Origin of the sequence: Pseudomonas sp. LTGT-11-2Z (assembly GCF_003691445.1) — a bacterium.
Lineage (GTDB): Bacteria > Pseudomonadota > Gammaproteobacteria > Pseudomonadales > Pseudomonadaceae > Aquipseudomonas > Aquipseudomonas monteilii.
On sequence record NZ_CP033104.1, the window covers coordinates 5,162,459 to 5,186,553 of the forward strand.

Consider the following 24,095-nt stretch of genomic DNA (forward strand, 5'->3'; position numbering starts at 1 on the left):
AATCAATGCAAGCCGGGAGTCCGTGACCCATGCAGAGCGCTTTCATCAAATCGATACCGTTACGCCTTGCCCTGGCCGCGCTGGTGCTGAGCAGCGCCACGCAGCTAGCGGCCAAACCGCTGGTGGTGTGTACCGAGGCCAGCCCGGAAGGGTTCGACGTTGTGCAGTACACCACCGGCGTCACGTTCGATGCCACCGCCGAAACGCTGTTCAATCGCCTGGTCGACTTCAAGCCAGGTACCACCGACATCGAGCCAGCGCTGGCCGAACGCTGGGACATTTCCCCAGACGGCCTGACCTACACCTTCCATTTGCGTCAGGGCGTCAAATTCCACAGCACCGACTACTTCACCCCCACGCGCACGTTCAACGCCGACGATGTGCTATGGAGCCTGCGCCGTCAGCTCGACCCTGCGCACCCTTGGCATGACAAGACCAGTGTCGGTTACCCGTATTTCGAAAGCATGGCCTTCAAGAGCCTGCTCAAGTCGGTGGACAAGACTGACGACCACACCGTGGTGATCACCCTCACCCGGGCCGAAGCACCGTTCCTGCGCGACATGGCCATGGGCTTCACGTCGATCTATTCCGCCGAATACGGCGACCAATTGCTCAAGGCCGGTAAAACCGCCGAGCTGAACAGCAAGCCGATCGGCACCGGCCCGTTCATCTTCCAGCGCTACAACAAGGACGCCCAGGTCCGCTTCAAGCCCAACCCGGACTACTTCGGGGGCAAACCGCCGGCCGATGCCCTGGTGTTCGCCATCGCGACCGACAGCAACGTGCGCCTGCAGAAGTTGCGCGCCAACGAGTGCCAGATCGCGCTGTACCCCAAGCCGGAAGACGTACCGGCGATCAAGGCCGCCCCCAGGCTCAAGGTGGCCGAGACCGAAGCGCTGGTCACCGGCTACATCGCCATGAATACCGAGCACAAATACCTCAGCGATGTGCGCGTGCGCAAAGCCATCGACATGGCCTTCGACCGCCAGGCCCACGTTGACCAGCTTTTTGGCAAAGGCAATGCGCTGGTCGGCGTGAACCCTTATCCACCGAGCATGATCGGTTACAACACCCGCAACCAGAACCCGCCACGTGACCTCGACAAGGCGCGCGCGCTGCTCAAGGAAGCTGGCGTTCCGCAGGGTACAGTGATCACGCTGTTCACCCGCAACGGCGGCGGCATGACCAATCCTAACCCGCGGCTCTCCGCCGAAATGCTGCAGGCTGACCTGAAGCAGATCGGCCTGACGCTGGATATCCGCGTGATGGAGTGGGCCGAAATGCTGCGCCGCGCCAAAAATGGCGAAGCCGACCTGGTGTCCACCGGCTGGGCCGGCGACAACGGCGACCCCGACAACTTCCTCACCCCGCTGCTGAGCTGCGAAGCGGCGAAGAACGGCGAAAACTACGCCCGCTGGTGCAACCCGAAATTCCAGGAGCTGATCACCCGCGCCCGCGAAGTGATCAACGACGACGAACGTGCAAGGCTCTATAGCGAGGCATTGAAGGTGTACGATGACGACCAACCCTGGATCAGCATGGCCCACCCCAAGGTGTTCGTGGCCATGCGTGACAACGTGGAGGGCTACGTGATCAGCCCTCTGACCAAAAATAACTTCGCCACCACCAAGGTGAAGTAGAACAACTACGACCGCCGGCAACCCACACGGGGACCGGCGGCACTGCCGTGGCGTGCTACTGGCCGCACGGTCTGAAGAGGTAACCCCGACAATGTTGAGCTTTATTGCCCGGCGCCTGGGCCTGCTGATACCGACCTTTTTCGGCATCACCTTGCTGACCTTCGCGCTCATACGCCTGATCCCCGGCGACCCGGTGGAAGTCATGATGGGCGAGCGCAGGGTCGACCCCGAAATGCATGCCCAGGCCATGGAACGCCTGGGCCTGAACAAACCACTGCCGGTCCAGTACCTGGACTATGTGGGCAAGCTCGCCCAAGGTGACCTGGGTGAATCGCTGCGTACCCGCGAAAGCGTGTGGAGCGAGTTTCTCACCTTGTTCCCGGCCACCCTGGAACTGGCCTTCGCCGCCCTGCTGTTCGCCGGCATCGTCGGCCTGCTGGCCGGGGTGATCGCCGCGCTCAAGCGCGGTTCGCTGTTCGACCATGGAGTGATGGGTATTTCCTTGGCCGGCTACTCAATGCCGATCTTCTGGTGGGGCCTGATCCTGATCATGTTCTTCTCGGTGAGCCTGGGCTGGACCCCGGTGTCCGGGCGCATCGACCTGCTCTACGACATCGAGCCCAAAACCGGCTTCATGCTGATCGACACGCTGCTCAGTGATGAGGAAGGCGCGTTCAAGGACGCGGTGATGCACCTGATATTGCCGGCCATCGTGCTCGGCACCATCCCGCTGGCGGTCATCGCCCGCATGACCCGCTCGTCGATGCTCGAAGTACTGCGCGAAGACTACATCCGCACCGCCCGCGCCAAAGGCCTGTCGCCAGCACGCGTGGTGTTCGTGCATGGCCTGCGCAATGCCTTGATCCCGGTGCTGACCGTGTTCGGCCTGCAGGTCGGCACATTGCTGGCCGGTGCGGTGCTGACCGAAACCATCTTTTCCTGGCCGGGCATCGGCAAATGGCTGATCGAAGCCATCGGCGCCCGTGACTACCCCGTGGTCCAGAACGGCATCCTGTTGATCGCCTGCCTGGTGATCCTGGTCAACTTCGTCGTGGACATTCTCTACGGCCTGGCCAACCCACGCATCCGTCATCAGCGCTGAGGCCCTTGCCATGACTAGCCCGATTCCCAAATCCGTGTCGCCGGCCAGCCCGGTGGACCAGAGCCTGCTCTACCCCTCGCCCTACAAAGAGTTCTGGCAAGCCTTCGCGCGCAACAAAGGCGCTGTAATGGGCCTGGCCTTCATGTGCCTGGTGGTGTTCTGTGCGCTGTTTGCACCGTGGGTCGCCCCGCATGACCCCAGCGAACAGTACCGCGACTTCCTGCTGACACCGCCCGTGTGGCTGGAGGGCGGCACCTGGCAATTCATCCTCGGCACTGACGAGCTGGGCCGCGACCTGCTTTCACGCTTGATCCAGGGCGCGCGGCTGTCGCTGCTGATCGGCCTGTCGTCAGTGGTGATATCGCTGATCCCGGGCATCCTGCTGGGCCTGCTGGCCGGCTTTTTCCCGCAATTGCTCGGCCCATCGATCATGCGTCTGATGGACGTGATGCTGGCCCTGCCCTCGCTGCTGCTGGCGGTGGCCATCGTTGCCATCCTCGGCCCAGGCCTGATCAACACCGTCATTGCCATTGCCATCGTTTCCCTGCCCTCCTACGTGCGCCTGACCCGTGCCGCCGTGATGGGCGAGCTGAACCGCGACTACGTGACCGCAGCACGCCTGGCCGGTGCCGGGCTACCACGGCTGATGTTCGTCACCGTGCTGCCCAACTGCATGGCACCGCTGATCGTGCAGGCAACCCTCAGCTTCTCCTCGGCGATCCTCGACGCCGCTGCCCTGGGTTTTCTCGGCCTCGGCGTACAGCCGCCAACCCCGGAGTGGGGCACCATGCTGGCTTCGGCCCGTGACTACATCGAGCGCGCCTGGTGGGTGGTGAGCCTGCCTGGCCTGACCATTCTGCTCAGTGTGCTGGCAATCAACCTGATGGGCGACGGCCTGCGCGATGCGCTGGACCCGAAACTCAAGAACGCCGCCTGAGGAGAACGCCATGTCACTGTTGCAGATCAACAACCTGAACGTGCGCTTCGGCGACGCCACGGCGGTACCGGTGGTCGACGGCCTGGACCTGACGGTAGAAGCCGGCGAAATCCTGGCCATCGTCGGCGAATCCGGCTCGGGCAAATCGGTCACCATGATGGCCTTGATGGGCCTGATCGACGCCCCCGGGCGCATCACCGCCGACGCCCTCACCTTCGATGGCACCGACATGCTCAAGCTCAGCGGCCGCCAGCGGCGCAAGGTGGTGGGCAAGGACATCGCCATGGTCTTCCAGGACCCGATGACCGCGCTCAACCCCAGCTACACCGTGGGTTACCAGATAGAGGAAGTGCTGCGCCAGCACCTGGGCCTGAAGGGCAAGGCCGCGCGCCAGCGTGCCCTGGAGCTGCTGAAAAAAGTCGAGATCCCGGCAGCGGAAAGCCGCCTGGATGCCTACCCGCACCAGCTGTCCGGCGGCATGAGCCAGCGTGTGGCGATTGCCATGGCCATTGCCGGCGAGCCCAAGCTGCTGATCGCCGACGAACCGACCACCGCACTGGACGTGACCATCCAGGCGCAGATCATGGAGCTGCTGGTCAACCTGCAGAAGGAGCGCAACATGGCGCTCATTCTGATCACCCACGACCTCGCCGTGGTCGCCGAAACGGCCAGGCGCGTGTGCGTGATGTACGCCGGCCAGGCGGTAGAAGTAGGCCAGGTGCCTGAGTTGTTCGACGTGCCTGCCCACCCCTACAGCGAAGCCTTGCTGGCAGCGATCCCCGAGCACAGCATCGGCGCCGAACGCTTGGCCACCCTGCCCGGCATCGTCCCCGGCCGTTACGACCGCCCTGTCGGCTGCCTGTTGTCGCCGCGCTGCCCCTATGTGCAGGACAACTGCCGCCACCAACGGCCGCCCCTTGATCCCCAGGCGTACAGCCTGGTGCGCTGCTTCTACCCGCTGAACCAGGAGGTGGCGTAATGACCGTCGTTCTATCCGCCCGGGAGCTGACCCGGCATTACGAAGTCTCCCGCGGGCTGTTCAAAGGCCATGCGTTGGTCCGTGCACTGAATGGTGTGTCGTTCGACCTGGAAGCCGGCAAGACCCTGGCCGTGGTTGGCGAGTCCGGCTGTGGCAAATCGACCCTGGCCCGCGCACTGACCCTGATCGAAGAGCCCTCCTCCGGCTCGCTGCAAATCGCCGGCACCGAGGTGAAAGGCGCCAGCAAGGCTGAGCGCAAGCAACTGCGCCGCGACGTGCAGATGGTGTTCCAGAGCCCCTACGCTTCGCTCAATCCCCGACAGAAGATTGGCGACCAGCTGGCCGAGCCCCTGCTGATCAACACGTCACTGAGCAAGGCCGAGCGGCGCGACAAAGTGCAGAAGATGATGGAGCAGGTGGGCCTGCGCCCCGAGCACTACCAGCGCTACCCGCACATGTTCTCGGGTGGCCAGCGCCAGCGTATCGCCCTGGCCCGGGCGATGATGCTGCAGCCAAAAGTGCTGGTAGCGGACGAGCCGACTTCGGCATTGGACGTGTCGATCCAGGCGCAGGTACTGAACCTGTTCATGGACTTGCAGAAGGAATTCAACACCGCCTACGTGTTCATCTCGCACAACCTGGCGGTGGTGCGACATGTGGCCGATCAGGTGCTGGTGATGTACCTCGGGCGACCGGCGGAAATGGGGCCGAAAGAGGATATCTACGAGAAGCCGTTGCACCCGTATACCCAGGCGTTGCTGTCGGCAACTCCCACTATTCACCCGGACCCGCTGAAGCCGAAGATCCGCATTGCCGGGGAATTGCCCAACCCGCTCAACCCGCCGGATGGGTGTGCGTTTCACAAGCGGTGCCCGTATGCGACCGAGCGCTGTGCCAAGGAGGTGCCGGCGTTGCGGCAGGTGAGTACGCGGCAGGTGGCTTGCCATTATGCGGAGCAGTTTCTTTAACTGTTAGAAATTGGGCAGCCCGCAATGCGAAAAAACAGCACATTGCTGCGCTGCCCAGTCACGCGTCCTTATAAAAAGGCAAGAACGCCGCTCATTTAGCAGGCCGTTTCACGTGATCGGTTAACAGTCTATATTCATCTGAGCAAGCATTAAATCTGCTGTTTATTTGCAGGAAAAGTCCTACGCTCAACTTTAAACATCGCGTTTATTTTCTCACCCCTCCCTAACCGGCTACCTTGTTGTGTTTCCCCTAACTTGGACGTAGGCAATGAGATCAGCCCGCTATTTCACGACCCCCATCTACTACGTCAATGACGCACCACACATTGGCCACATATTCTCCACGCTACTCGCCGATATCGGCGCACGTACGGCACAACTCGAAAACCAGGAAAAATTCTTGTTGACCGGGACGGACGAACACTCGATGAAGGTAATCGACGCAGCGCAAGCCCGGGGTGTGCCTGTGGAGGATTGGGCACAAAAAAATGCTAATGCATTCCGCCACACATTCACTGTATTCAACATCGGCTTCGATGACTTCATCAGAACTAGCGAACCACGACACAAGATAAATGTACACAAACGCATTGAACAGCTGATGGCCACTGGAGATGTCTATCTAGGCGAATATATTGGCTGGTATGATGCGGGCCAAGAAGAATATGTGCCTGATGCCAAGGCCAAGCAGTATGAATACAAATCACCCATCAACAAAAAGCCTTTGCTTCAACGCACTGAGAAAAACTACTTTTTTCGCCTTAGTCGCTACCAGGAGCAATTGCTGGCGTTATTCAATACCGGTGAACTGAAAATCCATCCCGCTAGTCGCACTGCAGAAATCGTCGCAAGGGTTCAAGATGGGTTGAGCGACATTCCAATTTCAAGACATAGCGACGAAGCTTGGGGTATCAATATTCCTGGCGATAACTCACACGTCGTTTACGTCTGGGTCGATGCTCTGTTCAATTATCTTACTGCAATTGACACCGTGGAGCGTCGTCACCTATGGCCAGCGGCGCTCCAGGTGGTCGGCAAAGATATCCTCTGGTTCCATGCTGTAATCTGGCCTGCCATGTTGCTGGCCCTGAAACAAGTGGAGGGTAACCAGTGGCTGGATCTGCCACGTAACATCCTTGCTCACGGTTTCTGGATACGCGAAGGCGAAAAAATGTCGAAAAGCATGGGTAACTTCATCGACATCAAAGTCCTGCAACGTTACTGTGACGAACTGGGAGTGGACAGCATCCGTTTTTTTCTCGCCAGCGCTGGCCCGGTTGGCGCCAGCGACTCCGATTTTTCGAATTCTCGCCTCATAGAGAGCTACAACGCAAACCTAGCCAACACGGTGGGAAACTGCTTCAACAGAATAATAGGAATGGTCAATCGCTATTTTCATGGCGTAGTACCCGACAAGCCGGACGTTACCAGCGATTTTTACAAGAAAATAAACGAACTCAGCATAGCCTCTCGGGACAAGGCCCAGGCATTCCAATACGACAAAATGATTGCCTTGGCGCTCGCTATCTTCCGGACAATCGATCAGCACGTGAACCTAAGCGAGCCCTACAAGTTGATTAAACAGCCTGAGAATCTCGTGCACGTGGGTCATATCCTGCATGATTGCCTGGAAGCTCTGCGTCATGGCGCACTTGCGTTGTGGCCGGTCATGCCAGATAGCATGGCCGAGTTGCTGCAGAACCTAGGTTGTCTGGATGCTGAGCAGTCTCCCTGCTTCGACCACAGTCGTTCAATATCACCGGGTTATCGCATCAGAGAGACTCGAGTGTTATTCCCCCGCTATCAGGAAGCTCCGTAGCGCCCACCGTCCCCATGGTCTTCAGAACGGGGACGTGGATCGAAATGCCAGGCTCAGTTCGATTTTTCCTGAGTATCCAAGGTCTTGATGGCGTCCGCTCCATCAAATCAAATACCTTTGATGACCTCCTCAACTGGCAGGTCGCCGGATGGGTGTGCGTTTCACAAGCGGTGCCCGTATGCGACCGAGCGCTGTGCCAAGGAGGTGCCGGCGTTGCGGCAGGTGAGTACGCGGCAGGTGGCTTGCCATTATGCGGAGCAGTTCTGTAGATGACCGGGGGCGCTTTGCGCCCCATTCGCAGCCTTATGCTGCGAGAGGGCCGCAAAGCGGCTCTTTCGGTCAATGCATGAAAAGGGCGATCAGGATGATGACCGGAATCGGTACCCCAAGCATCCAGAGCAGTATCGAGCGCATGTCGGTTCTCCTTGCTTAACGTTGAATGGTGCGATGGGCGACGTATTCGCCTTCCAGCCACTGCACCTGGTCACGACGGCGACCACCATAAAGCGCTGCAAGGCTGGCGAAGAAGGCGCCACACAGCAGTGCTACAAAGGTCCACAGCGCGGTCCATGCAGCAGCCTTCGCGCCAGCCTCAGCCGCTTGCTTGGCCTGCAGCTTGAGCTGTTGAACCTGGGCCATCACCTGGTCGACGCGGGCCTCTGCTTCGGGTTGGGTCAGGCGGGTGCGTTGCGCCACCAACTGCGCCAAGTAAGCGCGGTCTTCAGGCGCAAGTGCACCGTCACCTGCCAGGCCCTTGGCCAGAATGCGCGCCGCTACCCCATTGGCGGCGTCCTCGCTCACCGGCGCAGGGCCGTCACCACGGAACAGGCTGTCGACGAAATACCCCATCGAATCCTTATCGGCATTGGCAGCCGCCGCGCCACCGGCAGCAGCACTCATGCCAACCACTTGCGTCGCCGCGCTGGCTCCAGCACCTACCAGGTTGCCCGCCGTACCCAGGACCAGCATCGCAGCTACCAAGGTGGCGACTGCCCAGGACAGGAACCCATGGGCGGTGTCGCGGAAGTACACTTCATCGCCATGCAAGTTGGCCCACTTCACACGCAGCCTGCCGGCGATATACCCGCCCAGGCCAGAAGCGATGATCTGCGTCAGCAACAGCCAGATGATGGTGGAAACCGCCAGCGTTTTCGCGCTCGCGCCCTCGTTGGCCCAAGGTGAAGTGGCGGCAAAGCCCAAGCCCGCACCCAGCACCACCAATATCAAGGATAAAGCGGCCGCCGCAGCAGCACCCGCGAAGATGGCCGCCCAGGAAACACCTGAGCGGCCTTGAGTATCGAAAACGGAGGAGTCGGCAGAGGGGATCATGATATGTGCGCCTATGTATGTTGTTAGCGAGAAGTCCATTCGCGCAGTAACCGTTGCAGAGGCTGTGCCATTCATTACAAAAAATTACTTATATAAAAATCAGATAGTTAGTGAATTCTTTGATTTAAGAATCGTGCAAAAAGCGCGAGTGGCGCTCCGGCATCAGGTGTTCTGCAATATTGTGGCCTTTACGCCGGCGAGGCATGATCTGGCAATGACGCTCCCTGACGACTCCGCCCAGACCCCGCTCACCGCTGACACCGTGCTGCGCTACCACCTGTGCTGGAAGCATCGAGACCTGGACGGGGTCATAGCGCTGTACCACCCCGACATCCAGTACCACGACTTTTTCCAGAACCGGGTGCTTGGCTACGTTGAGATGCGCGACTACGTACGCGCCTGCCTGCCCCATGAAGCCGGCGAAGACATCGTTCACAGTGACCGCATCCGCGTCGATGGCTGCACCGCGTTCATCCAGTACCAGGTCACGGTCCAGGGTGGCGATGGCCTGGTGGCGTTCCAGTCCAGCGAGGCGATCACCGTCAAGGACGGCCTGATCTGGCGGGTCAACGAATACGCCACGCTGGTTCGCCAGAACAGCAGCGGGCGCACCAGTACCGGCCCGCGCCCTGCCACCAGCCGCCTGGGGTTGTCACCACGGCAACTGTCGACCATGGCCCAGGACCTGGAACACTACTTCCAGCGCCAGCACCCCTACCTGGACCCGGAGCTGGACCTGCAGCAGGTCGCCGACGCCAGTGGTTACAGCCGCAACCAGATTTCCTACCTGCTCAACCAGGTGCTTGGGCAAAGCTTCTACCGCTACGTCAACCAGGCTCGCTTGCAACACCTGATGGCCAGCCTGGACGACGACAGCGTCGAGGCAACGATTGACGAGTTGGCGTTCAGCGCCGGCTTCAACTCACTGTCAGCGTTCTACAAGTGCTTCCGGGAACACACCGGCCTCACGCCCAAGGCGTACCTGAAGCAAATTTCCCTGCGTGCACGCACGTAAGACAGCCGCTCGCACAGCCCACTAGGATCGCCCACAGACCTTGACGGATGTGGAGCCCAAGCCGATGCAACCCCTGCGCACGCTCAGCCTGTGGATGGACCAGCTCGACGAGCCACTGTGCGCTCGCCCGGCCCTGCGTGAAGACCTGGTTGCGGACGTGTGCATCATCGGTGCCGGCTACACCGGCCTGTGGACTGCCTACTACCTCAAGCGCCAGGCCCCGCAGCTCAACGTCGCGGTGATCGACGCCAACATCGCCGGTTTCGGCGCCTCCGGGCGCAACGGCGGCTGGCTGATGGGCAACCTGCTGGGCGAAGATCGCCTGCTGGCCACTCTGTCGCCACAACAGCGCCGCGCCAGCATCGACCTGCTGCACGGCATTCCCGATGAAGTACAGCGTGTGCTGCAACGCGAAGGGATCGACTGCGACTACCGCAAAGGCGGCGTGCTGTACTGCGCCGCACGCTACCCGGAGCAGGAACGCAGCCTGCGCGCCTACCTGGACGATCTGTATCGCCAAGGCATGACCGAAGACGACTACCGCTGGCTGCGCCCCGAGCAACTGGACGCCCAACTGCGGGTCAGCAATGCCTTTGGCGCCATCTACAGCCCGCACACCGCGACCATCCAGCCGGCCAGACTCGTGCGCGGCTTGGCTCGAACAGTGGAGGCGATGGGCGTGCCGATCTATGAAAACACGCCGGCCATCGATTGGCAGCCCGGCGAGGTGCGCACGCCGCTGGCACGAATTCGCTGCCAGTGGGTAGTGCCCGCCGTGGAAGGTTACGCTGCCAGCCTTCCGCCACTGGGCAAACATCAGTTGCCCGTACAGAGCCTGCTGGTCGCTACCGAACCACTGCCGGACTCGACCTGGGAGCAGATCGGCCTGAGCCAAGGCCAGGCCTTCAGCGAAAGCAGCCGCCAGGTCACCTATGGCCAGCGCACCGCCGACAACCGCCTGGTATTCGGTGCCCGCGGAGGCTATCGCTTCGGCGGCCGACTGCGCGAAAACTTCAACCTTGACGCGCATGAAGTCGAACTGCGTCGTTACCTGTTCAGCGAGCTTTTCCCGCAACTGAAACACGTACGCATCACCCACTCCTGGGGGGGCAACCTGGGCATGGCCCGACGCTTCCGCCCGCACATGCTGTGCGACCGCCAGCGCGGCATCGCCCTGGCTGGCGGCTACGGCGGCGAAGGAGTCGGCGCCACCAACCTGGGCGGGCGCACACTTGCAGCGCTGATCCTCAACCAGCACAACGAACTGACCGCGCAGCCCTGGGTGCTCGACAACCGCCCGGTTTCCAGCCTGGCCAGCTGGCCACCCGAACCCTGCCGCTGGCTGGGCTACAACGCCATCATCCAAAGCTTCGTCCACGAGGACCGGACCCTCGCCAACCCCGCCAGCGCGCCCTGGAGGCGGCGCCTGGCCAGCTCGCTTGCGGACTTCATGGAAGGCTTCATGCACTGACTTCCCTTTTCCATACACAGGATCCACCGGTCATGAGCATCACCCAGTTCAAGAACACTGACAGCGCCGTGCTCGACAGCAGCAACCCGGTCGCGGTACCGCTTGGCGAACCCGTAGCCGTGACGTCGGTCACCTGCGTGGAGCGCAGCGACGGCGTGGAAACCGGCATCTGGGAATGCACCCCCGGGCGCTGGCGCCGGCAGATCGTGCAACAGGAGTTCTGCCACTTCATCAAGGGCCGCTGCACCTTCACCCCCGACGGTGGCGAACCCTTGGTCATAGAAGCCGGAGACGCATTGATGCTACCGGCCAACAGCACTGGCACCTGGGACATCCAGGATACCGTGCGCAAGACCTACGTCCTTATCTTCTGATCCGCTGATCGCCTGCCTTCGATAACAACAGACAAAGCAAGGTAACCCCGACATGCGCACGCTCCTTCTCGCTCCCCTGATGCTGGCCGCCAGCGTGGCCGGCGCCGCCGAAACGGTAAAGATCTACAACTGGTCCAGCTACGTCGCCCCCGACACGCTGAAAAACTTCCAGCAGGCCAGTGGCATCGTGCCCACCTACGACGTGTACGACAGCAACGAAACCCTCGATGGCAAGCTGATGACCGGCAACTCCGGCTACGACGTGGTGTTCCCCTCCAACCATTTCATGGCCCGGCAAATCCAGGGCAAGGCCCTGAAGCGCCTGGACAAGTCGCAGTTGCCCAACTGGCAAAACCTCAACCCGGTGCTGCTCAAGGCACTGGAGGTAAACGATCCGGGCAACCAGTACGGCTTCCCGTACCTGTGGGGCAGTACCGGCATCGGCTACAACATCGACAAGGTCAAGGCGGTGCTCGGCGACAATGCACCGGTTGATTCGTGGGACCTCATCTTCAAGCCCGAGTACATGAGCAAGCTGAAAAGCTGTGGCGTTGCCGTGCTGGACAACGGTCCTGAACTGCTGCCAATTGCCTTGCACTACCTGGGCCTGCCACACCATAGCCAGAACCCGGCGGACTACGACAAGGCCAAGGCACTGCTGATGCAGGTACGCCCGTACATCAGCTACTTCCACTCATCGAAGTACACCGGCGACCTGGCCAACGGCGACATTTGCGTGGTGGTAGGTTTCTCGGGGGATGTGCTGCAGGCGAAGAACCGTGCCGAAGAAGCGAAGAACGGGGTGAAGGTGGGCTACTCGATCCCCAAGGAAGGCGCGCCCATGTGGTTCGACATGGTGGCCATGCCGGCAGATGCTCCGGATGAAAAAGCCGGGTATGCCTACATGAACTACCTGCTGCAGCCGGACGTGATGGCCAACATCAGCAACCATGTGCAGTACGCCAACGGCAACCTGAAGGCGGACGGGCTGGTGGACCCCGCGATGAAGGGTAATACGATGATTTACCCAAGCGAGGATGTGATGGGCAAGCTGTATGCGCTGGAGGCGATGCCGGCGAAGATCGACCGCATTCGCACGCGGATCTGGACCAGTATCAAAGCCGGGAATTGAAAAGGGGCCGCTTGGCGGCCCCATGCTCAATTATCAGTGATGCTCGCGGGTAGCGCGGAATTTGATGTCCGGCCAGCGCTCTTCCATCAGCGACAGGTTGACCCGGGTAGGCGCCAGGTAGGTCAGGTGACCGCCACCGTCGATGGCCAGGTTTTCCATGGCCTTGGTCTGGAATTCCTCAAGCTTCTTCTTGTCGTCGCAGCTGATCCAGCGGGCCGACCACACGGTGATCGGCTCGTAGGCGCACTCGACCTTGTACTCTTCCTTCAGGCGGCTGGCGACCACGTCGAACTGCAGCACACCGACCGCACCGAGGATGATGTCGTTGCTGCGCTCCGGGAAGAACACCTGGGTAGCACCTTCTTCAGCCAGCTGCTGCAAGCCCTGGCGCAGCTGCTTGGACTTCAGCGGGTCCTTGAGGCGCACGCGACGGAACAGCTCCGGGGCGAAGTGCGGGATACCGGTGAAGCCCAGCGCTTCGCCTTCGGTGAAGGTGTCACCGATCTGGATGGTGCCATGGTTGTGCAGGCCAATGATGTCACCGGCAAAGGCCTCTTCCAGCTGTTCACGCTCGGAGGAGAAGAAGGTCAGCGCATCGCCGATACGCAGGTCCTTGTTCAGGCGCACGTGGCGCATCTTCATGCCCTTCTCGTACTTGCCCGAGCAGATGCGCATGAAGGCGATACGGTCGCGGTGTTTCGGGTCCATGTTCGCCTGGATCTTGAACACGAATCCGGTGAACTTCTCTTCCACAGGCTCGACGGTACGCTCGTGGGCAACGCGGCCCAGCGGGCGCGGCGCCCAGTCGACCACGGCGTCGAGCACGTGATCCACACCGAAGTTGCCCAGTGCAGTACCGAAGAACACCGGGGTCAGCTGCCCGTTGATGAACTCTTCCTGGTTGAACTCATGGCAGGCGCCCTGCACCAGCTCCAACTGCTCGACAAACGAGTCGTACTGGTCACCCAGGTGTGCGCGGGCTTCGTCCGAGTCCAGCTTCTGGATGATCTTGGCTTCGGTGCGCTCATGGCCGTGGCCAGGGGTGTACACCACGATGTAGTCGCCGGTGAGGTGGTACACGCCTTTGAAGTCGCGGTAGCAACCAATCGGCCAGGTGATCGGCGCGGCCTTGATCTTCAGTACGGCTTCGATCTCGTCCAACAGTTCGATCGGGTCGCGGATGTCACGGTCGAGTTTGTTGATGAAGCTGACGATCGGCGTATCGCGCAGGCGGCATACGTCCATCAGGGCGATGGTACGCGGCTCAACCCCTTTACCGCCGTCGAGCACCATCAGCGCCGAGTCCACTGCGGTCAGGGTGCGGTAGGTGTCTTCCGAGAAGTCTTCGTGGCCGGGGGTGTCGAGCAAGTTGATCATGTGCTCCCGGTACGGGAACTGCATCACCGAGGTGGTGATGGAGATGCCGCGCTGCTTCTCCATTTCCATCCAGTCGGAGGTGGCGTGGCGGTCGGACTTGCGCGACTTCACGGTACCGGCGACAGCAATGGCCTTGCCCATCAGCAGCAGCTTCTCGGTGATGGTGGTCTTACCGGCGTCGGGGTGGGAAATGATTGCGAAAGTGCGGCGCTTCGCGACTTCGGCGGCCTGGTTGGTCATGGGAAATCGCCTGACTGGGGGATTCAAAAAGGGGCGATATCATACCTGAAGTTGAGCGGGGACGAAAATCCAAGGTGCTTTTCGGTAGCCGTTTGTCGACTTCGAGATCGAGCGCCGCGCGGGCGGCGCTCGATCTCAACAACAACGAAAACCGATCGCCTGGCACTTATGTGAAAAAATTTCCATGCCGATCCTGAGCCACGCGATGGACGTCGCGATGGCAGGTAATTCAACGCCTTGATGTAGAAAAAGCACTTATTTATCGCGCGAGATTTCCATAACCCCAGTGATTAACGCTGGCCAAATGCCGCCTCAGATGGGAACCTTTACACCCACGGAGACGTCCACTCCCCTGCAACCCGCTTCGGTTGGGGATCGGTTTCATCAGCATTTTCGGGCCCGACGGGGTTCGGCTCATGGCCTGATCGCAGCCTTCGGCGTGTATCAAGCTGCTACTCGCGAACACACCATCCGCCGCCAGGCCTGGCCGGCAAAAAAGAAGTGTGCTCGCCGACTACACAAGGAGTCCGCCTGTGGCAAAACGCTACGGAAAAGGGCTGTTGGGATGCGCCATCGTGCTCGTCATCCTGGCCCTGCTGATCCACTGGATCGGCATCGACACGATCACGCGTTATCGCGACGATCTTGGGTTCTACCTGCAAGCGCACCTGGTACTGGTGCTGGCTTCGATGGCGGCGGCGTTGGCCGTGGGCATCCCCGCTGGCATTGCGCTCAGTCGACCGCACCGGGTCGACAAAGCCGAGCGCTTCATGCAGTTCTTCAACGTTGGCAACACCATCCCTCCCCTGGCCGTTCTGGCCATCGCCCTGAGTATTCTGGGCATCGGCGCCGGGCCTGCGATCTTCGCACTGTTCCTCGCCTCTCTCTTGCCCATCGTGCGCAACACCTACGAGGGCCTGAAAAACGTCCCCGCCTCGCTCAAGGAAGCCGCCACCGGCATCGGCATGACCCCGCGCCAGCAACTCTGGCAAGTGGAATTGCCCAACGCCGTGCCGATCATTGTCGGCGGTGTTCGCGTGGCCCTGGCGTTGAACGTGGGCACCGCGCCCCTGGCTTTCCTGATCGGTGCCAACAGCCTGGGCAGCCTGATCTTCCCCGGCATCGCCCTGAACAACCAGCCACAGCTGCTGCTGGGCGCCGCGTGCACCGCGCTGCTGGCCCTGGTGCTGGACGCAGCGGTGAGTTTCTCCAGCAAGCGCTGGCTGGAACGTGGCCTGGCCCAATAAGGATAGGGAACGTATGAAGAAAAGAATCGCCTTGCTGCTGGGCGCGGCCCTGCTGTTCGCAGGATTTGCCCAAGCAGCGGAAAAACCGCTGGTGCGCATCGGCGCGCGGGTGTTCACCGAACAGACCGTGCTCGCCGAAATCACCGCGCAATACCTGCGTGCCAATGGCTTCGACGTGCGTGTCACCACCGGCCTTGGCAGCAACATCGCACGCCAGGCCCAGGAGACCGGCCAGCTCGACCTGATGTGGGAATACACGGGCGTGTCGCTGGTGTCGTATAACCACATCGACGAGCGCATGCCCAACGCCGAAGCCACTTTCGCCAGGGTAAAGGCACTGGATGCCAAGAAGGACCTGATCTGGCTGACCCCGTCGAAGTTCAGCAACACCTACGCACTGGGCCTGCCCCGCCAAGTGGCCGAAGCCTACCCGCAGGTGAACACCATCAGCGACCTCAGCCAGGTGCTGCATGACGAAAGCCAGCGCACCCACCTGGTGGCGCTGGACACCGAGTTCGCCAACCGCCCCGACGGCCTGGTCGGCCTGCGCGAGATGTACGGCCTGCCGCTGGACCGTCGCAACATCCGCCAGATGGACGGCGGCCTCGTCTACACGGCCATGCGCAACAACCAGGTGTTCGCTGGCTTGGTGTATACCACCGATGGCCGCCTGAACGCCTTCGACCTCAAGCTGCTGAAAGACGACAAACACTACTTCCCGGACTACACCGCCGCCCCGGTGGTGCGCAAGGCGGTGCTCGACGCCAACCCGCAACTGGCCGGCCTGCTCAAGCCGCTGGCCGAGCAGCTGGATGACGAAACCATGCGCCAGCTCAACGCCAAGGTCGACGTCGAGCACCAGAACCCGACCGCCGTCGCCGCCGCCTTCCTGCGTGAGCACCCACTGAACAGCGAGGGCCAGCCATGAACCTGATCGATACCTTCAGCCACCTGGACTGGGCCCAGGTGCTGCAACTGACCTGGCAGCACATCATGCTGGTGGGCATAGCAGTAGGCCTGGCGATCCTCGTCGGGGTGCCGCTGGGCATTCTGATGACGCGCTTCCCGGCCCTCGCTGGCCCATTGCAGGCCAGCGCCACGGTGCTGCTCACCATCCCCTCCATTGCCCTGTTCGGCCTTCTGCTGCCGTTCTATTCCAAGTTCGGCCAAGGCCTTGGACCACTCCCGGCGATCACTGCCGTGTTCCTCTATTCGCTGCTGCCGATCATGCGCAACACCTACCTGGCCCTGACCAACGTCGAGCCCGGCATCCGTGAAGCCGCACGCGGCATCGGCATGACCTTCGGCCAGCGCCTGCGCATGGTCGAGCTGCCCATCGCCGTGCCGGTGATCCTCGCCGGTGTGCGCACCGCCGTGGTCATGAACATCGGCGTCATGACCATCGCCGCCACCATCGGCGCCGGCGGCCTGGGTGTGCTCATCCTCACCTCCATCAGCCGCAGCGACATGTCGATGCTGCTGGTCGGCGCCGTGCTGGTCAGCCTGCTGGCGATCATTGCCGACCTGCTCCTGCAAACCCTGCAACGTGCCCTGACTCCAGAAGGACTGCGCTCATGATCGAACTGAAGAACCTCAGCAAAACCTTCAACGTCAACGGCAAGGACGTGAAAGCCGTCGACGCGGTAAACCTCACCGTCAACGAAGGGGAAATCTGCGTGTTCCTCGGCCCCTCGGGCTGCGGCAAAAGCACCACGCTGAAAATGATCAACCGCCTGATCACCCCCACCTCGGGCCAGGTGTTCATCAATGGCGAAGACACCACCGGGCTGGACGAAGTGACCCTGCGCCGGCACATCGGCTATGTGATCCAGCAGATCGGTTTGTTCCCCAACATGACCATCGAAGAGAACATCACCGTGGTCCCGCGCCTGCTCGGCTGGGACAAGCAAAAGTGCCACGAGCGTGCGCGCGAGCTGATGCACATGATCAAGCTGGAGCCCAAGCAGTACCTGCAGCGCTACCCGCGTGAGCTGTCCGGTGGCCAGCAGCAGCGCATCGGTGTTATCCGCGCCTTGGCTGCAGAAGCGCCGGTGCTGCTGATGGACGAGCCGTTCGGCGCGGTCGACCCGATCAACCGCGAGATGATCCAGAACGAGTTCTTCGAGATGCAGCGGGCGCTGAACAAGACGGTGATCATGGTCAGCCACGACATCGACGAGGCGATCAAGCTGGGTGACAAGATTGCCATCTTCCGTGCCGGCAAGCTGCTGCAGCTGGACCACCCGGACACCCTGCTGGCGCACCCGGCGGATGAGTTTGTCAGTAACTTCGTTGGCCAGGACAGCACCCTCAAACGCCTATTGCTGGTACGTGCCGAGGATGCGGCGGACAACGCGCCGTCGGTGAGCCCGGAAACGCCGGTCAGCGATGCACTGGAACTGCTGGATGAACACGACCGCCGCTATGTGGTGGTGACCGATGCGCAGAACAAGGCGCTGGGGTATGTGCGCCGGCGCGACATGCATCGCCAGCAAGGCACCTGTGGTGACTTCCTGCGGCCGTTCAATGCCACAGCGTCGCATGATGAGCATTTGCGCATCCTGCTGTCGCGGATGTACGAATTTAATAGGGCGTGGTTGCCGGTGCTGGATGCCGAGCAGGTGTTCTTGGGCGAGGTGACGCAGGAGTCGATTGCGGCTTACCTGAGTTCAGGAAGATCGCGGGGGGCTAAGACCAGCATTGTTTCGCCAGCTGAGGCGGTGGTTTCGTAATTGCTAGGGGCGCTTTGCGCCCCGGCAATTTCAGATCAGAACCCTACACTGGCCTGCACATAGAAGGTGCGCGGCTCACCCACATAAATGCCGGCATTGTTGTCGCTGGAACGGGTGAAGTACTGCTTGTCGAACAGGTTCTTCACCCCCGCCGCCAGCTTCAGGTTGGACATCTCTGGCCCGAACTCATACCCGCCACGGGCATGCCAGGTCACGTAACCCGGAATATCGCCATACTGCCCATCGGCACTCGGCTCGGTGATGTAGTCACCATTGAAGCTGCCGTCGGCGTTGATCCCGGTGCCCGGCGCACGCTGCTTGGATTGGGCGTAGGCATCCAGGTTCCAGGTCCAGCGGTTGACCTCGTAACGCACGCCGGCAGTGGCCACCTGGCGTGAGTAGAACGGCAGGTCACGGCCCTTGAAGCCGGGAATCTCGCCTTCATAGGTGGCGCGGGTGTAGGTGTAGCCGCCGTTCACCGACAGGCCTTCGAAGCGCGGGTCCAGCCCGGCCAGGTCATAACGAACCGACGCTTCGATACCCTGGTGCTTGGTGGCGCCAAGGTTGGTCCAACCCACATCGTTGCTGATGTACTGCAACTCGTCATCGAAGTCGATGTAGAACGCCGTCAGCTCACCGGCGAAACCACCATTGTCATACCGCGTACCGATCTCGTAGGTCTTGGCCTTTTCCGGCTCCAGGCCATTGGCCGTGCTGTTGCCGGTGCCGCCCTGGCCCAGCTGGAAGTACTGCAGGCTGCCGAACGAGGTCTCGTAGTTGGCGAACACCTTCCAGGCATCGGAGATGTGGTACATCACGCTCAACGCTGGCAGCGGCTCGTTGCTGGTGATGCTGCGTTTCTTCTCCGCTACCGGGCGGTTGTTGGCGTCCAGCACCGGGCGGTCGCGCCAGTCGGTGTTGATGTGCTCGAAGCGGATGCCCGGGGTGATGGTCCAATTACCCACATCGATCTTGTCGTCGATGTAGTAGGCGCTGGCCTCGGTACCACCGCTACGGTCCTGGAACACATGGCCGTCGGAGGTCGGGGTCACGGTGGGCACGTTGTCGATCAGCGCCAGGCGCGTCGACTGCTCACGCATCGCTTCCTTCAGGTAGCGGTAACCCACACTGACTTCCTGCGTGGTCGGGCCGGCAAAGAAGATACGCGACACACGCGGCTCGATGGCGAAGGTGTGGTAGTTGCGCGGATACGACGACAGGGTCTTCATGTCACGCGAAGCGATGGCACTGCCACGGAAGCTGTCGGTGTAATAAGTCAGCACTTCGAACTGGGTGGCATCGTCGAGCTGGCGTTGCCACTTGAACGATACGTCCTTGCGCCGACCGGCGAAGTAGTCGTAATCGCGCAGCGACTGGTACGGGTTGCTGTCGTACTGGGCCTGGGTCAGGCCACCGGGCATGTCGGCGCGGCCATCGTAGTAGTGGAAGTTGAGCCAGAACTCGTCGACATCGGTCGGCGCCCAGTGGGTTTTGAGGATAACGTCGTCGATGTCGTTGCCGTTGTTGCTTTCACGGTAACCGTTGCCGTTGACGCCGGTATACAGCAGTGCCACACCCATGCCGTTGTCTGCCGTGCCGCCGACGAAGGCCGACTCGGTGTGCTTCCAGCCGCCGTGCTGGGAGGTTTCCAGGGTGGTGGACAGCTCTGCCGAGGCCTTTTCCGGAATTGCCCGGGTGACGAAGTTGATCACCCCTCCCACGTTCTGCGGGCCATAACGCACCGAGCCTGCGCCACGTACCACGTCGATGCTGTCGAGGTTGCCCGAGGAAATCGGCGCCATCGACAGCTGAGGCTGGCCATACGGCGCGAACGCGGCCGGGATGCCGTCGATCAACACGGTGGAGCGCGGCGACAGGCGCGAGGTCAGGCCGCGCACGCCCACGTTCAGCGACAGATCGCTGCCGCCAGTGCCGTTGGAATCCTGCACCTGCACACCCGGGATGCCACGCAGCACATCGCGCACATTCATGGCGCCCTTTTCCACCATCGCCTCGCGGCGCACCACGGTGCGTGCGCCGGGGTGGTTCTGCACCACGCTCTGCTGCGCATCGCCCAGCCAGTCACCGACTACCTTGATGTCGGTGGGCGCCAGCTCCAGGCTGCCACTGCCCAAGTCTAGGGTAGTCGGCAGCGGCTTTACCACAACGGTGTCCTGGGACACCTCGAAGGTCAGCCCGCTGCCTTGCAGCAACTGTTGCAGCGCTTGCACCGGCGCCAAGTTGCCGGACACCGCCGGGGCCTGCTTGCCAGCCACCAACTCGGGGCTGAAGAACAGTTGCAGGTTGGTCTGCTGGCCAAGCTGGCTCAGCGCCGATCCCAGCGGCTGGGCCTGGATCTGGATGGTGTTGCCGGCCTGTGCAGCCTGGCTGTTGACGGCCACGGCACTGACCGCCAGGGCCAGCGCCAGGGCGGGCAAACGTGGGAAAGGTTTGTTGTTGTTCACGTCGTCGAAACATCCTGAATGCGGAATAAACGCCAACCGCGTGCAAATGGAAATGCTTGGCAGTTGCAGCTGGCGAGGAAGACGAACGAGTGGAAAAAAACCTGAATCTATTTCGCAATTATTTCGCGGGAGCCGTCTTCATGGGCCTTGATGGCCACCGGCAGGATGCTCGGCAAGGCCCGCAGCAGCGCGTCGGTGTCGTCGGTGCTGAAAGTGCTGGAAAGGCGCATCTGGGCGACTTTGCCCGGGGCAACCCGCAACGGTTGGCTGCGGTAGCGCGAGGCTTCAGCCACTACCTCGGCCAAGGTCGCGTTATCGAACACCAGCTTGCCCTGGCGCCAGGCGGTCACAGCGGCAGCATTGACTGCGTAAGGTGCGGTGACCGCGCCTTGTGCGTCTATTTGCGAACCCTGCCCGGCCGTAAGCTGCGCAAGTGACGCTCCCTTGCCCTGCACACGCACCGAACCCTGCTCCACCGCTACCCGGGTGCTGGCTGGGTCCAGGCGAACGTCAAAGCGGGTACCGGTTACCGTCACACGGCCCTGGGCGGTGTCGACCACGAACGGCCTGGCGCTGTCGTGAGCGACGCTGAACATCACCTCCCCGGCGCTCAGGCGGATATGCCGCTGTCCGGCGCTGAAATCGACCTGCACCTGTGTGTTGCCATTAAGTTCCAGGTGCGTGCCATCCGGCAACTCAACCTGGCGGCGCTCGTTAAAGGCAGTCTGCAGGCTGTCCTGATGGTTCAGTTGCTGGTAGTGCCAGCCGGCCCAGCCCAGCCCCAACGCCAACACCGCAACACTGGCGGCCAAGGCCTGACGCACAAAGCGCCGACGAGGCAGCTGCTGCACCGGTTCCGGCTGGCACAGCGCTTCAAGGCGCTGGCGTGGAATGAAGCTGGCGGCCTGCCAAACGCGACTGAGGTGTTCGTACTCTTCCCGGTGGCGCTCGTCGCTCGCCAACCAGGCACGCAACTGTTTCTGCAGCCCGGCATCCCGAGGCGCATCCTGCTCGCGGGCGAACCATGCGGCCGCCTGCTCGCGGACGGTATCGGTACCGTGCTGTTTCATCGAAAAGGTCTCCTGACGCTTCATGCCGACACATCCACATGTTCACGCAAGTGCCGGAGCGTGCGGATCATATACTTTTCGACCATGTTCTTGCTCAACCCCATGCGCTCGGCGATTTCGGCTTGGGTAAGGCCTTCGAGCTTCTGCCAGATGAACACCTGCCGGCAGTTGAGCGGCAGCTCGGCCAGTGCCCGCTCGACGCTGTCGGCCAGCTCCAGGGCTTGCACGTAGGCCTCCGGGTCGCCACTGCCGCTACCGCCATCGTCGAAAGCTTCCAGTTCCAGGGCCTGGCGGCGGTCTTCGCGGCGCAAGCCATCCACGACAATGTTGCGAGCGGTCTGGTGCAAGTAGGCACGCGGCTGCTCAACCTGTTCGCGCGGGTTTTCCAGTACCCGGACAAAGGCATCGTGGGTGAGGTCCTCGGCCTGCTGACGACTGCGCAGTTTGCGCGTCCAGGTGCCGATCAGCTCATGGTAATGGTCGAGGAAGCCTTTGTGTCCGGACACGGTCGGGGTCATCAGGGAGGCAGACAAGGGTGCGAATAGTAATGTTTCTCATCAAAACCAGCAAATCCGCCAGTCGGTAACAAAAAATTTATGAGCCATTTCCTGTACGTGGGTACCAGGAAAATGTGGCCATAAATATGAACACCCCTGGCCCTTTCGCGGGTAAACCCGCTCCCACAGGAATGGCGAAAACCCTGTAGGAGCGGGTTTACCGGCGAAGGCCCCAATGCGGTCTATTCCACAATTTTTTACGCTTGAAACATCGTGGGGAACATCAGCCGGTCACATGGGTCGTCTATTCAAATGGCTGGTCGTCGATCCACGCCGATCACGCCCGGATTACCTGTTGATTCTGCATTCTTCACGCCCTAAAGTGCGCGCCGAACGTCCATGCTGGAAACGATCCATCCGGCTCAAGTACTGAGTAGGCGAACCAAAGTGGGGATACGGAGGACGTTCAGTTTGCAGCCACTTATTCTTTCAGTTTGCCCATGGAGTCCCTGAGCATGTCGATCCAGGTCGAAGACTATTTCGCGCGTGACACCTTCCAGAAAATGAAGGCGTTCGCCGACAAGCAGGAAACCCCGTTCGTACTCATCGATACCCAGATGATCAGCCAGGCCTATGACGACCTGCGCGCCGGTTTCGAATTCGCCAAGGTGTACTACGCGGTCAAGGCCAACCCGGCCGTCGAAATCATCGACCTGCTCAAAGAGAAAGGTTCGAGCTTCGACATCGCCTCGATCTACGAGCTGGACAAAGTGCTGGGCCGTGGCGTCAGCGCCGACCGTATCAGCTACGGCAACACCATCAAGAAGTCGAAGGACATCCGCTACTTCTACGAGAAGGGCGTGCGCCTGTACGCCACCGACTCCGAAGCCGACCTGCGCAACATCGCCAAGGCCGCACCGGGCTCGAAAGTGTACGTGCGTATCCTGACTGAAGGCTCGACCACGGCTGACTGGCCGCTGTCCCGCAAGTTCGGCTGCCAGACCGACATGGCCATGGACCTGCTGATCCTCGCCCGCGACCTGGGCCTGGTGCCTTACGGCATCTCCTTCCACGTGGGCTCGCAGCAGCGCGACATCAGCGTGTGGGATGCTGCCATTGCCAAGGTCAAGGTGATCTTCGAGCGCCTGAAGGAAGAAGACGGCATCGAGCTCAAGCTGATCAACATGGGTGGCGGCTTCCCGGCCAACTACATCACCCGTACCAACAGCCTGGAAACCTACGCTGAAGAAATCATCCGCTTCCTGAAGGAAGACTTCGGTGACGAGCTGCCGGAAATCATCCTGGAGCCAGGCCGTTCGCTGATTGCCAACGCCGGTATCCTGGTCAGCGAAGTGGTGCTGGTGGCGCGCAAGTCGCGTACCGCCGTCGAGCGCTGGATCTACACCGATGTGGGCAAGTTCTCCGGCCTGATCGAAACCATGGACGAAGCCATCAAGTTCCCGATCTGGACCGAGAAGAAAGGCGAAGCCGAAGAAGTGGTCATCGCCGGCCCGACCTGCGACAGCGCCGACATCATGTACGAAAACTACAAGTACGGCCTGCCGCTGAACCTGGCCATCGGTGACCGCCTGTACTGGCTGTCGACCGGCGCCTACACCACCAGCTACAGCGCGGTGGAATTCAACGGCTTCCCGCCGCTGAAGGCTTACTACCTGTAATGCAGAACGGGGCCGCAAGGCC

Annotated in this window: 21 protein-coding genes; 16 read left to right on the plus strand and 5 right to left on the minus strand. The window is 61.3% G+C overall.

The genetic code is table 11. From position 1 onward, the window contains the following. Window positions 1-29 precede the first annotated feature (29 nt). From D8767_RS24385 to D8767_RS24415, 7 genes are all read left to right on the plus strand, one after another. Entirely contained in the window at window positions 30-1,640 is a 1,611-nt protein-coding gene (locus tag D8767_RS24385; RefSeq protein ID WP_016713169.1) for an ABC transporter substrate-binding protein, read from the plus strand. A 91-nt stretch (window positions 1,641-1,731) separates the two neighbouring features. Beyond that, window positions 1,732-2,742: an ABC transporter permease subunit gene (locus D8767_RS24390; protein WP_012316108.1), complete on the plus strand. Its 1,011-nt coding sequence runs from the start codon at window positions 1,732-1,734 to the stop codon at window positions 2,740-2,742. 10 nt (window positions 2,743-2,752) lie between these two features. Further along, on the plus strand, window positions 2,753-3,679 hold the full coding sequence (locus D8767_RS24395) for an ABC transporter permease subunit (protein ID WP_016713170.1): 927 nt from the start codon (window positions 2,753-2,755) through the stop codon (window positions 3,677-3,679). 10 nt (window positions 3,680-3,689) lie between these two features. Then, window positions 3,690-4,658 carry an ABC transporter ATP-binding protein gene (locus tag D8767_RS24400; protein ID WP_016713171.1) on the plus strand — a complete coding sequence of 323 codons (969 nt, stop codon included), beginning with the start codon at window positions 3,690-3,692 and terminating at the stop codon, window positions 4,656-4,658. Beyond that, complete coding sequence (locus tag D8767_RS24405; protein ID WP_063977272.1) at window positions 4,658-5,626, plus strand: peptide ABC transporter ATP-binding protein; 969 nt, start codon at window positions 4,658-4,660, stop codon at window positions 5,624-5,626. The genes D8767_RS24400 and D8767_RS24405 overlap by 1 nt, the downstream gene beginning before the upstream one ends. A gap of 268 nt (window positions 5,627-5,894) precedes the next feature. Continuing rightward, entirely contained in the window at window positions 5,895-7,445 is a 1,551-nt protein-coding gene (gene metG, locus D8767_RS24410; RefSeq protein WP_016713173.1) for a methionine--tRNA ligase, read from the plus strand. A gap of 84 nt (window positions 7,446-7,529) precedes the next feature. Then, window positions 7,530-7,718 (plus strand): oligopeptide/dipeptide ABC transporter ATP-binding protein, encoded by a 189-nt coding sequence (locus tag D8767_RS24415; protein WP_315424305.1) that lies wholly within the window; start codon window positions 7,530-7,532, stop codon window positions 7,716-7,718. A gap of 156 nt (window positions 7,719-7,874) precedes the next feature. On the opposite strand, the gene D8767_RS24420 is transcribed toward D8767_RS24415, so the two are convergent. Continuing rightward, on the minus strand, window positions 7,875-8,774 hold the full coding sequence (locus D8767_RS24420) for a hypothetical protein (protein ID WP_016713174.1): 900 nt from the start codon (window positions 8,772-8,774) through the stop codon (window positions 7,875-7,877). A 214-nt stretch (window positions 8,775-8,988) separates the two neighbouring features. Here D8767_RS24420 and D8767_RS24425 point away from each other — a divergent pair, with 214 nt between their 5' ends. From D8767_RS24425 to D8767_RS24440, 4 genes are all read left to right on the plus strand, one after another. After that, complete coding sequence (locus D8767_RS24425; RefSeq protein WP_016713175.1) at window positions 8,989-9,789, plus strand: nuclear transport factor 2 family protein; 801 nt, start codon at window positions 8,989-8,991, stop codon at window positions 9,787-9,789. Window positions 9,790-9,853: 64 nt separating this feature from the next. Further along, window positions 9,854-11,260: an FAD-binding oxidoreductase gene (locus D8767_RS24430; RefSeq protein ID WP_028698935.1), complete on the plus strand. Its 1,407-nt coding sequence runs from the start codon at window positions 9,854-9,856 to the stop codon at window positions 11,258-11,260. A gap of 32 nt (window positions 11,261-11,292) precedes the next feature. Then, a complete protein-coding gene (locus tag D8767_RS24435) occupies window positions 11,293-11,634 on the plus strand; it encodes a cupin domain-containing protein (RefSeq protein WP_016713177.1) in 342 nt (113 codons plus the stop codon). Window positions 11,635-11,686: 52 nt separating this feature from the next. Next, complete coding sequence (locus tag D8767_RS24440) at window positions 11,687-12,766, plus strand: polyamine ABC transporter substrate-binding protein (protein WP_016713178.1); 1,080 nt, start codon at window positions 11,687-11,689, stop codon at window positions 12,764-12,766. Between the two features lie 33 nt (window positions 12,767-12,799). Here D8767_RS24440 and D8767_RS24445 read toward each other — a convergent pair whose 3' ends face one another. Beyond that, window positions 12,800-14,383 (minus strand): peptide chain release factor 3, encoded by a 1,584-nt coding sequence (locus D8767_RS24445; RefSeq protein ID WP_016713179.1) that lies wholly within the window; start codon window positions 14,381-14,383, stop codon window positions 12,800-12,802. Between the two features lie 533 nt (window positions 14,384-14,916). Here D8767_RS24445 and D8767_RS24450 point away from each other — a divergent pair. Genes D8767_RS24450 through D8767_RS24465 form a run of 4 tightly spaced genes read left to right on the plus strand, consistent with a single transcriptional unit; the run spans window position 14,917 to window position 18,362 of the window. Further along, window positions 14,917-15,630: an ABC transporter permease gene (locus tag D8767_RS24450; RefSeq protein ID WP_016713180.1), complete on the plus strand. Its 714-nt coding sequence runs from the start codon at window positions 14,917-14,919 to the stop codon at window positions 15,628-15,630. Between the two features lie 13 nt (window positions 15,631-15,643). Then, entirely contained in the window at window positions 15,644-16,558 is a 915-nt protein-coding gene (locus D8767_RS24455; protein WP_016713181.1) for a glycine betaine ABC transporter substrate-binding protein, read from the plus strand. After that, complete coding sequence (locus D8767_RS24460) at window positions 16,555-17,208, plus strand: ABC transporter permease (protein ID WP_016713182.1); 654 nt, start codon at window positions 16,555-16,557, stop codon at window positions 17,206-17,208. Before D8767_RS24455 ends, D8767_RS24460 begins: the two co-directional genes overlap by 4 nt. Continuing rightward, window positions 17,205-18,362 carry a betaine/proline/choline family ABC transporter ATP-binding protein gene (locus tag D8767_RS24465; RefSeq protein ID WP_016713183.1) on the plus strand — a complete coding sequence of 386 codons (1,158 nt, stop codon included), beginning with the start codon at window positions 17,205-17,207 and terminating at the stop codon, window positions 18,360-18,362. Before D8767_RS24460 ends, D8767_RS24465 begins: the two co-directional genes overlap by 4 nt. A gap of 35 nt (window positions 18,363-18,397) precedes the next feature. Here the strand turns inward: D8767_RS24465 and D8767_RS24470 are convergent, their stop codons facing one another. The 3 genes from D8767_RS24470 to D8767_RS24480 form a co-directional block, all read right to left on the minus strand. After that, on the minus strand, window positions 18,398-20,827 hold the full coding sequence (locus tag D8767_RS24470; RefSeq protein ID WP_016713184.1) for a TonB-dependent receptor: 2,430 nt from the start codon (window positions 20,825-20,827) through the stop codon (window positions 18,398-18,400). A gap of 107 nt (window positions 20,828-20,934) precedes the next feature. Continuing rightward, window positions 20,935-21,897 (minus strand): FecR family protein, encoded by a 963-nt coding sequence (locus D8767_RS24475; protein WP_016713185.1) that lies wholly within the window; start codon window positions 21,895-21,897, stop codon window positions 20,935-20,937. 20 nt (window positions 21,898-21,917) lie between these two features. Beyond that, complete coding sequence (locus D8767_RS24480) at window positions 21,918-22,415, minus strand: sigma-70 family RNA polymerase sigma factor (protein WP_016713186.1); 498 nt, start codon at window positions 22,413-22,415, stop codon at window positions 21,918-21,920. 494 nt (window positions 22,416-22,909) lie between these two features. On the opposite strand from D8767_RS24480, the gene D8767_RS24485 reads away from it, so the two are divergent. Beyond that, entirely contained in the window at window positions 22,910-24,073 is a 1,164-nt protein-coding gene (locus D8767_RS24485; protein ID WP_016713187.1) for a type III PLP-dependent enzyme, read from the plus strand. Window positions 24,074-24,095: the final 22 nt, after the last annotated feature.

Bases quoted from the DNA above. Each gene is read 5' to 3' on its own strand.
- D8767_RS24435 (WP_016713177.1), top strand. From the start codon at position 11,293: ATGAGCATCACCCAGTTCAAGAACACTGACAGCGCCGTGCTCGACAGC.
- D8767_RS24405 (WP_063977272.1), top strand. From the start codon at position 4,658: ATGACCGTCGTTCTATCCGCCCGGGAGCTGACCCGGCATTACGAAGTC.
- D8767_RS24440 (WP_016713178.1), top strand. From the start codon at position 11,687: ATGCGCACGCTCCTTCTCGCTCCCCTGATGCTGGCCGCCAGCGTGGCC.
- D8767_RS24425 (WP_016713175.1), top strand. From the start codon at position 8,989: ATGACGCTCCCTGACGACTCCGCCCAGACCCCGCTCACCGCTGACACC.
- D8767_RS24390 (WP_012316108.1), top strand. From the start codon at position 1,732: ATGTTGAGCTTTATTGCCCGGCGCCTGGGCCTGCTGATACCGACCTTT.
- D8767_RS24465 (WP_016713183.1), top strand. From the start codon at position 17,205: ATGATCGAACTGAAGAACCTCAGCAAAACCTTCAACGTCAACGGCAAG.
- D8767_RS24480 (WP_016713186.1), bottom strand. From the start codon at position 22,415: ATGACCCCGACCGTGTCCGGACACAAAGGCTTCCTCGACCATTACCAT.
- D8767_RS24385 (WP_016713169.1), top strand. From the start codon at position 30: ATGCAGAGCGCTTTCATCAAATCGATACCGTTACGCCTTGCCCTGGCC.
- D8767_RS24400 (WP_016713171.1), top strand. From the start codon at position 3,690: ATGTCACTGTTGCAGATCAACAACCTGAACGTGCGCTTCGGCGACGCC.
- metG (WP_016713173.1), top strand. From the start codon at position 5,895: ATGAGATCAGCCCGCTATTTCACGACCCCCATCTACTACGTCAATGAC.
- D8767_RS24460 (WP_016713182.1), top strand. From the start codon at position 16,555: ATGAACCTGATCGATACCTTCAGCCACCTGGACTGGGCCCAGGTGCTG.
- D8767_RS24420 (WP_016713174.1), bottom strand. From the start codon at position 8,774: ATGATCCCCTCTGCCGACTCCTCCGTTTTCGATACTCAAGGCCGCTCA.
- D8767_RS24395 (WP_016713170.1), top strand. From the start codon at position 2,753: ATGACTAGCCCGATTCCCAAATCCGTGTCGCCGGCCAGCCCGGTGGAC.
- D8767_RS24475 (WP_016713185.1), bottom strand. From the start codon at position 21,897: ATGAAACAGCACGGTACCGATACCGTCCGCGAGCAGGCGGCCGCATGG.
- D8767_RS24485 (WP_016713187.1), top strand. From the start codon at position 22,910: ATGTCGATCCAGGTCGAAGACTATTTCGCGCGTGACACCTTCCAGAAA.
- D8767_RS24445 (WP_016713179.1), bottom strand. From the start codon at position 14,383: ATGACCAACCAGGCCGCCGAAGTCGCGAAGCGCCGCACTTTCGCAATC.
- D8767_RS24430 (WP_028698935.1), top strand. From the start codon at position 9,854: ATGCAACCCCTGCGCACGCTCAGCCTGTGGATGGACCAGCTCGACGAG.
- D8767_RS24455 (WP_016713181.1), top strand. From the start codon at position 15,644: ATGAAGAAAAGAATCGCCTTGCTGCTGGGCGCGGCCCTGCTGTTCGCA.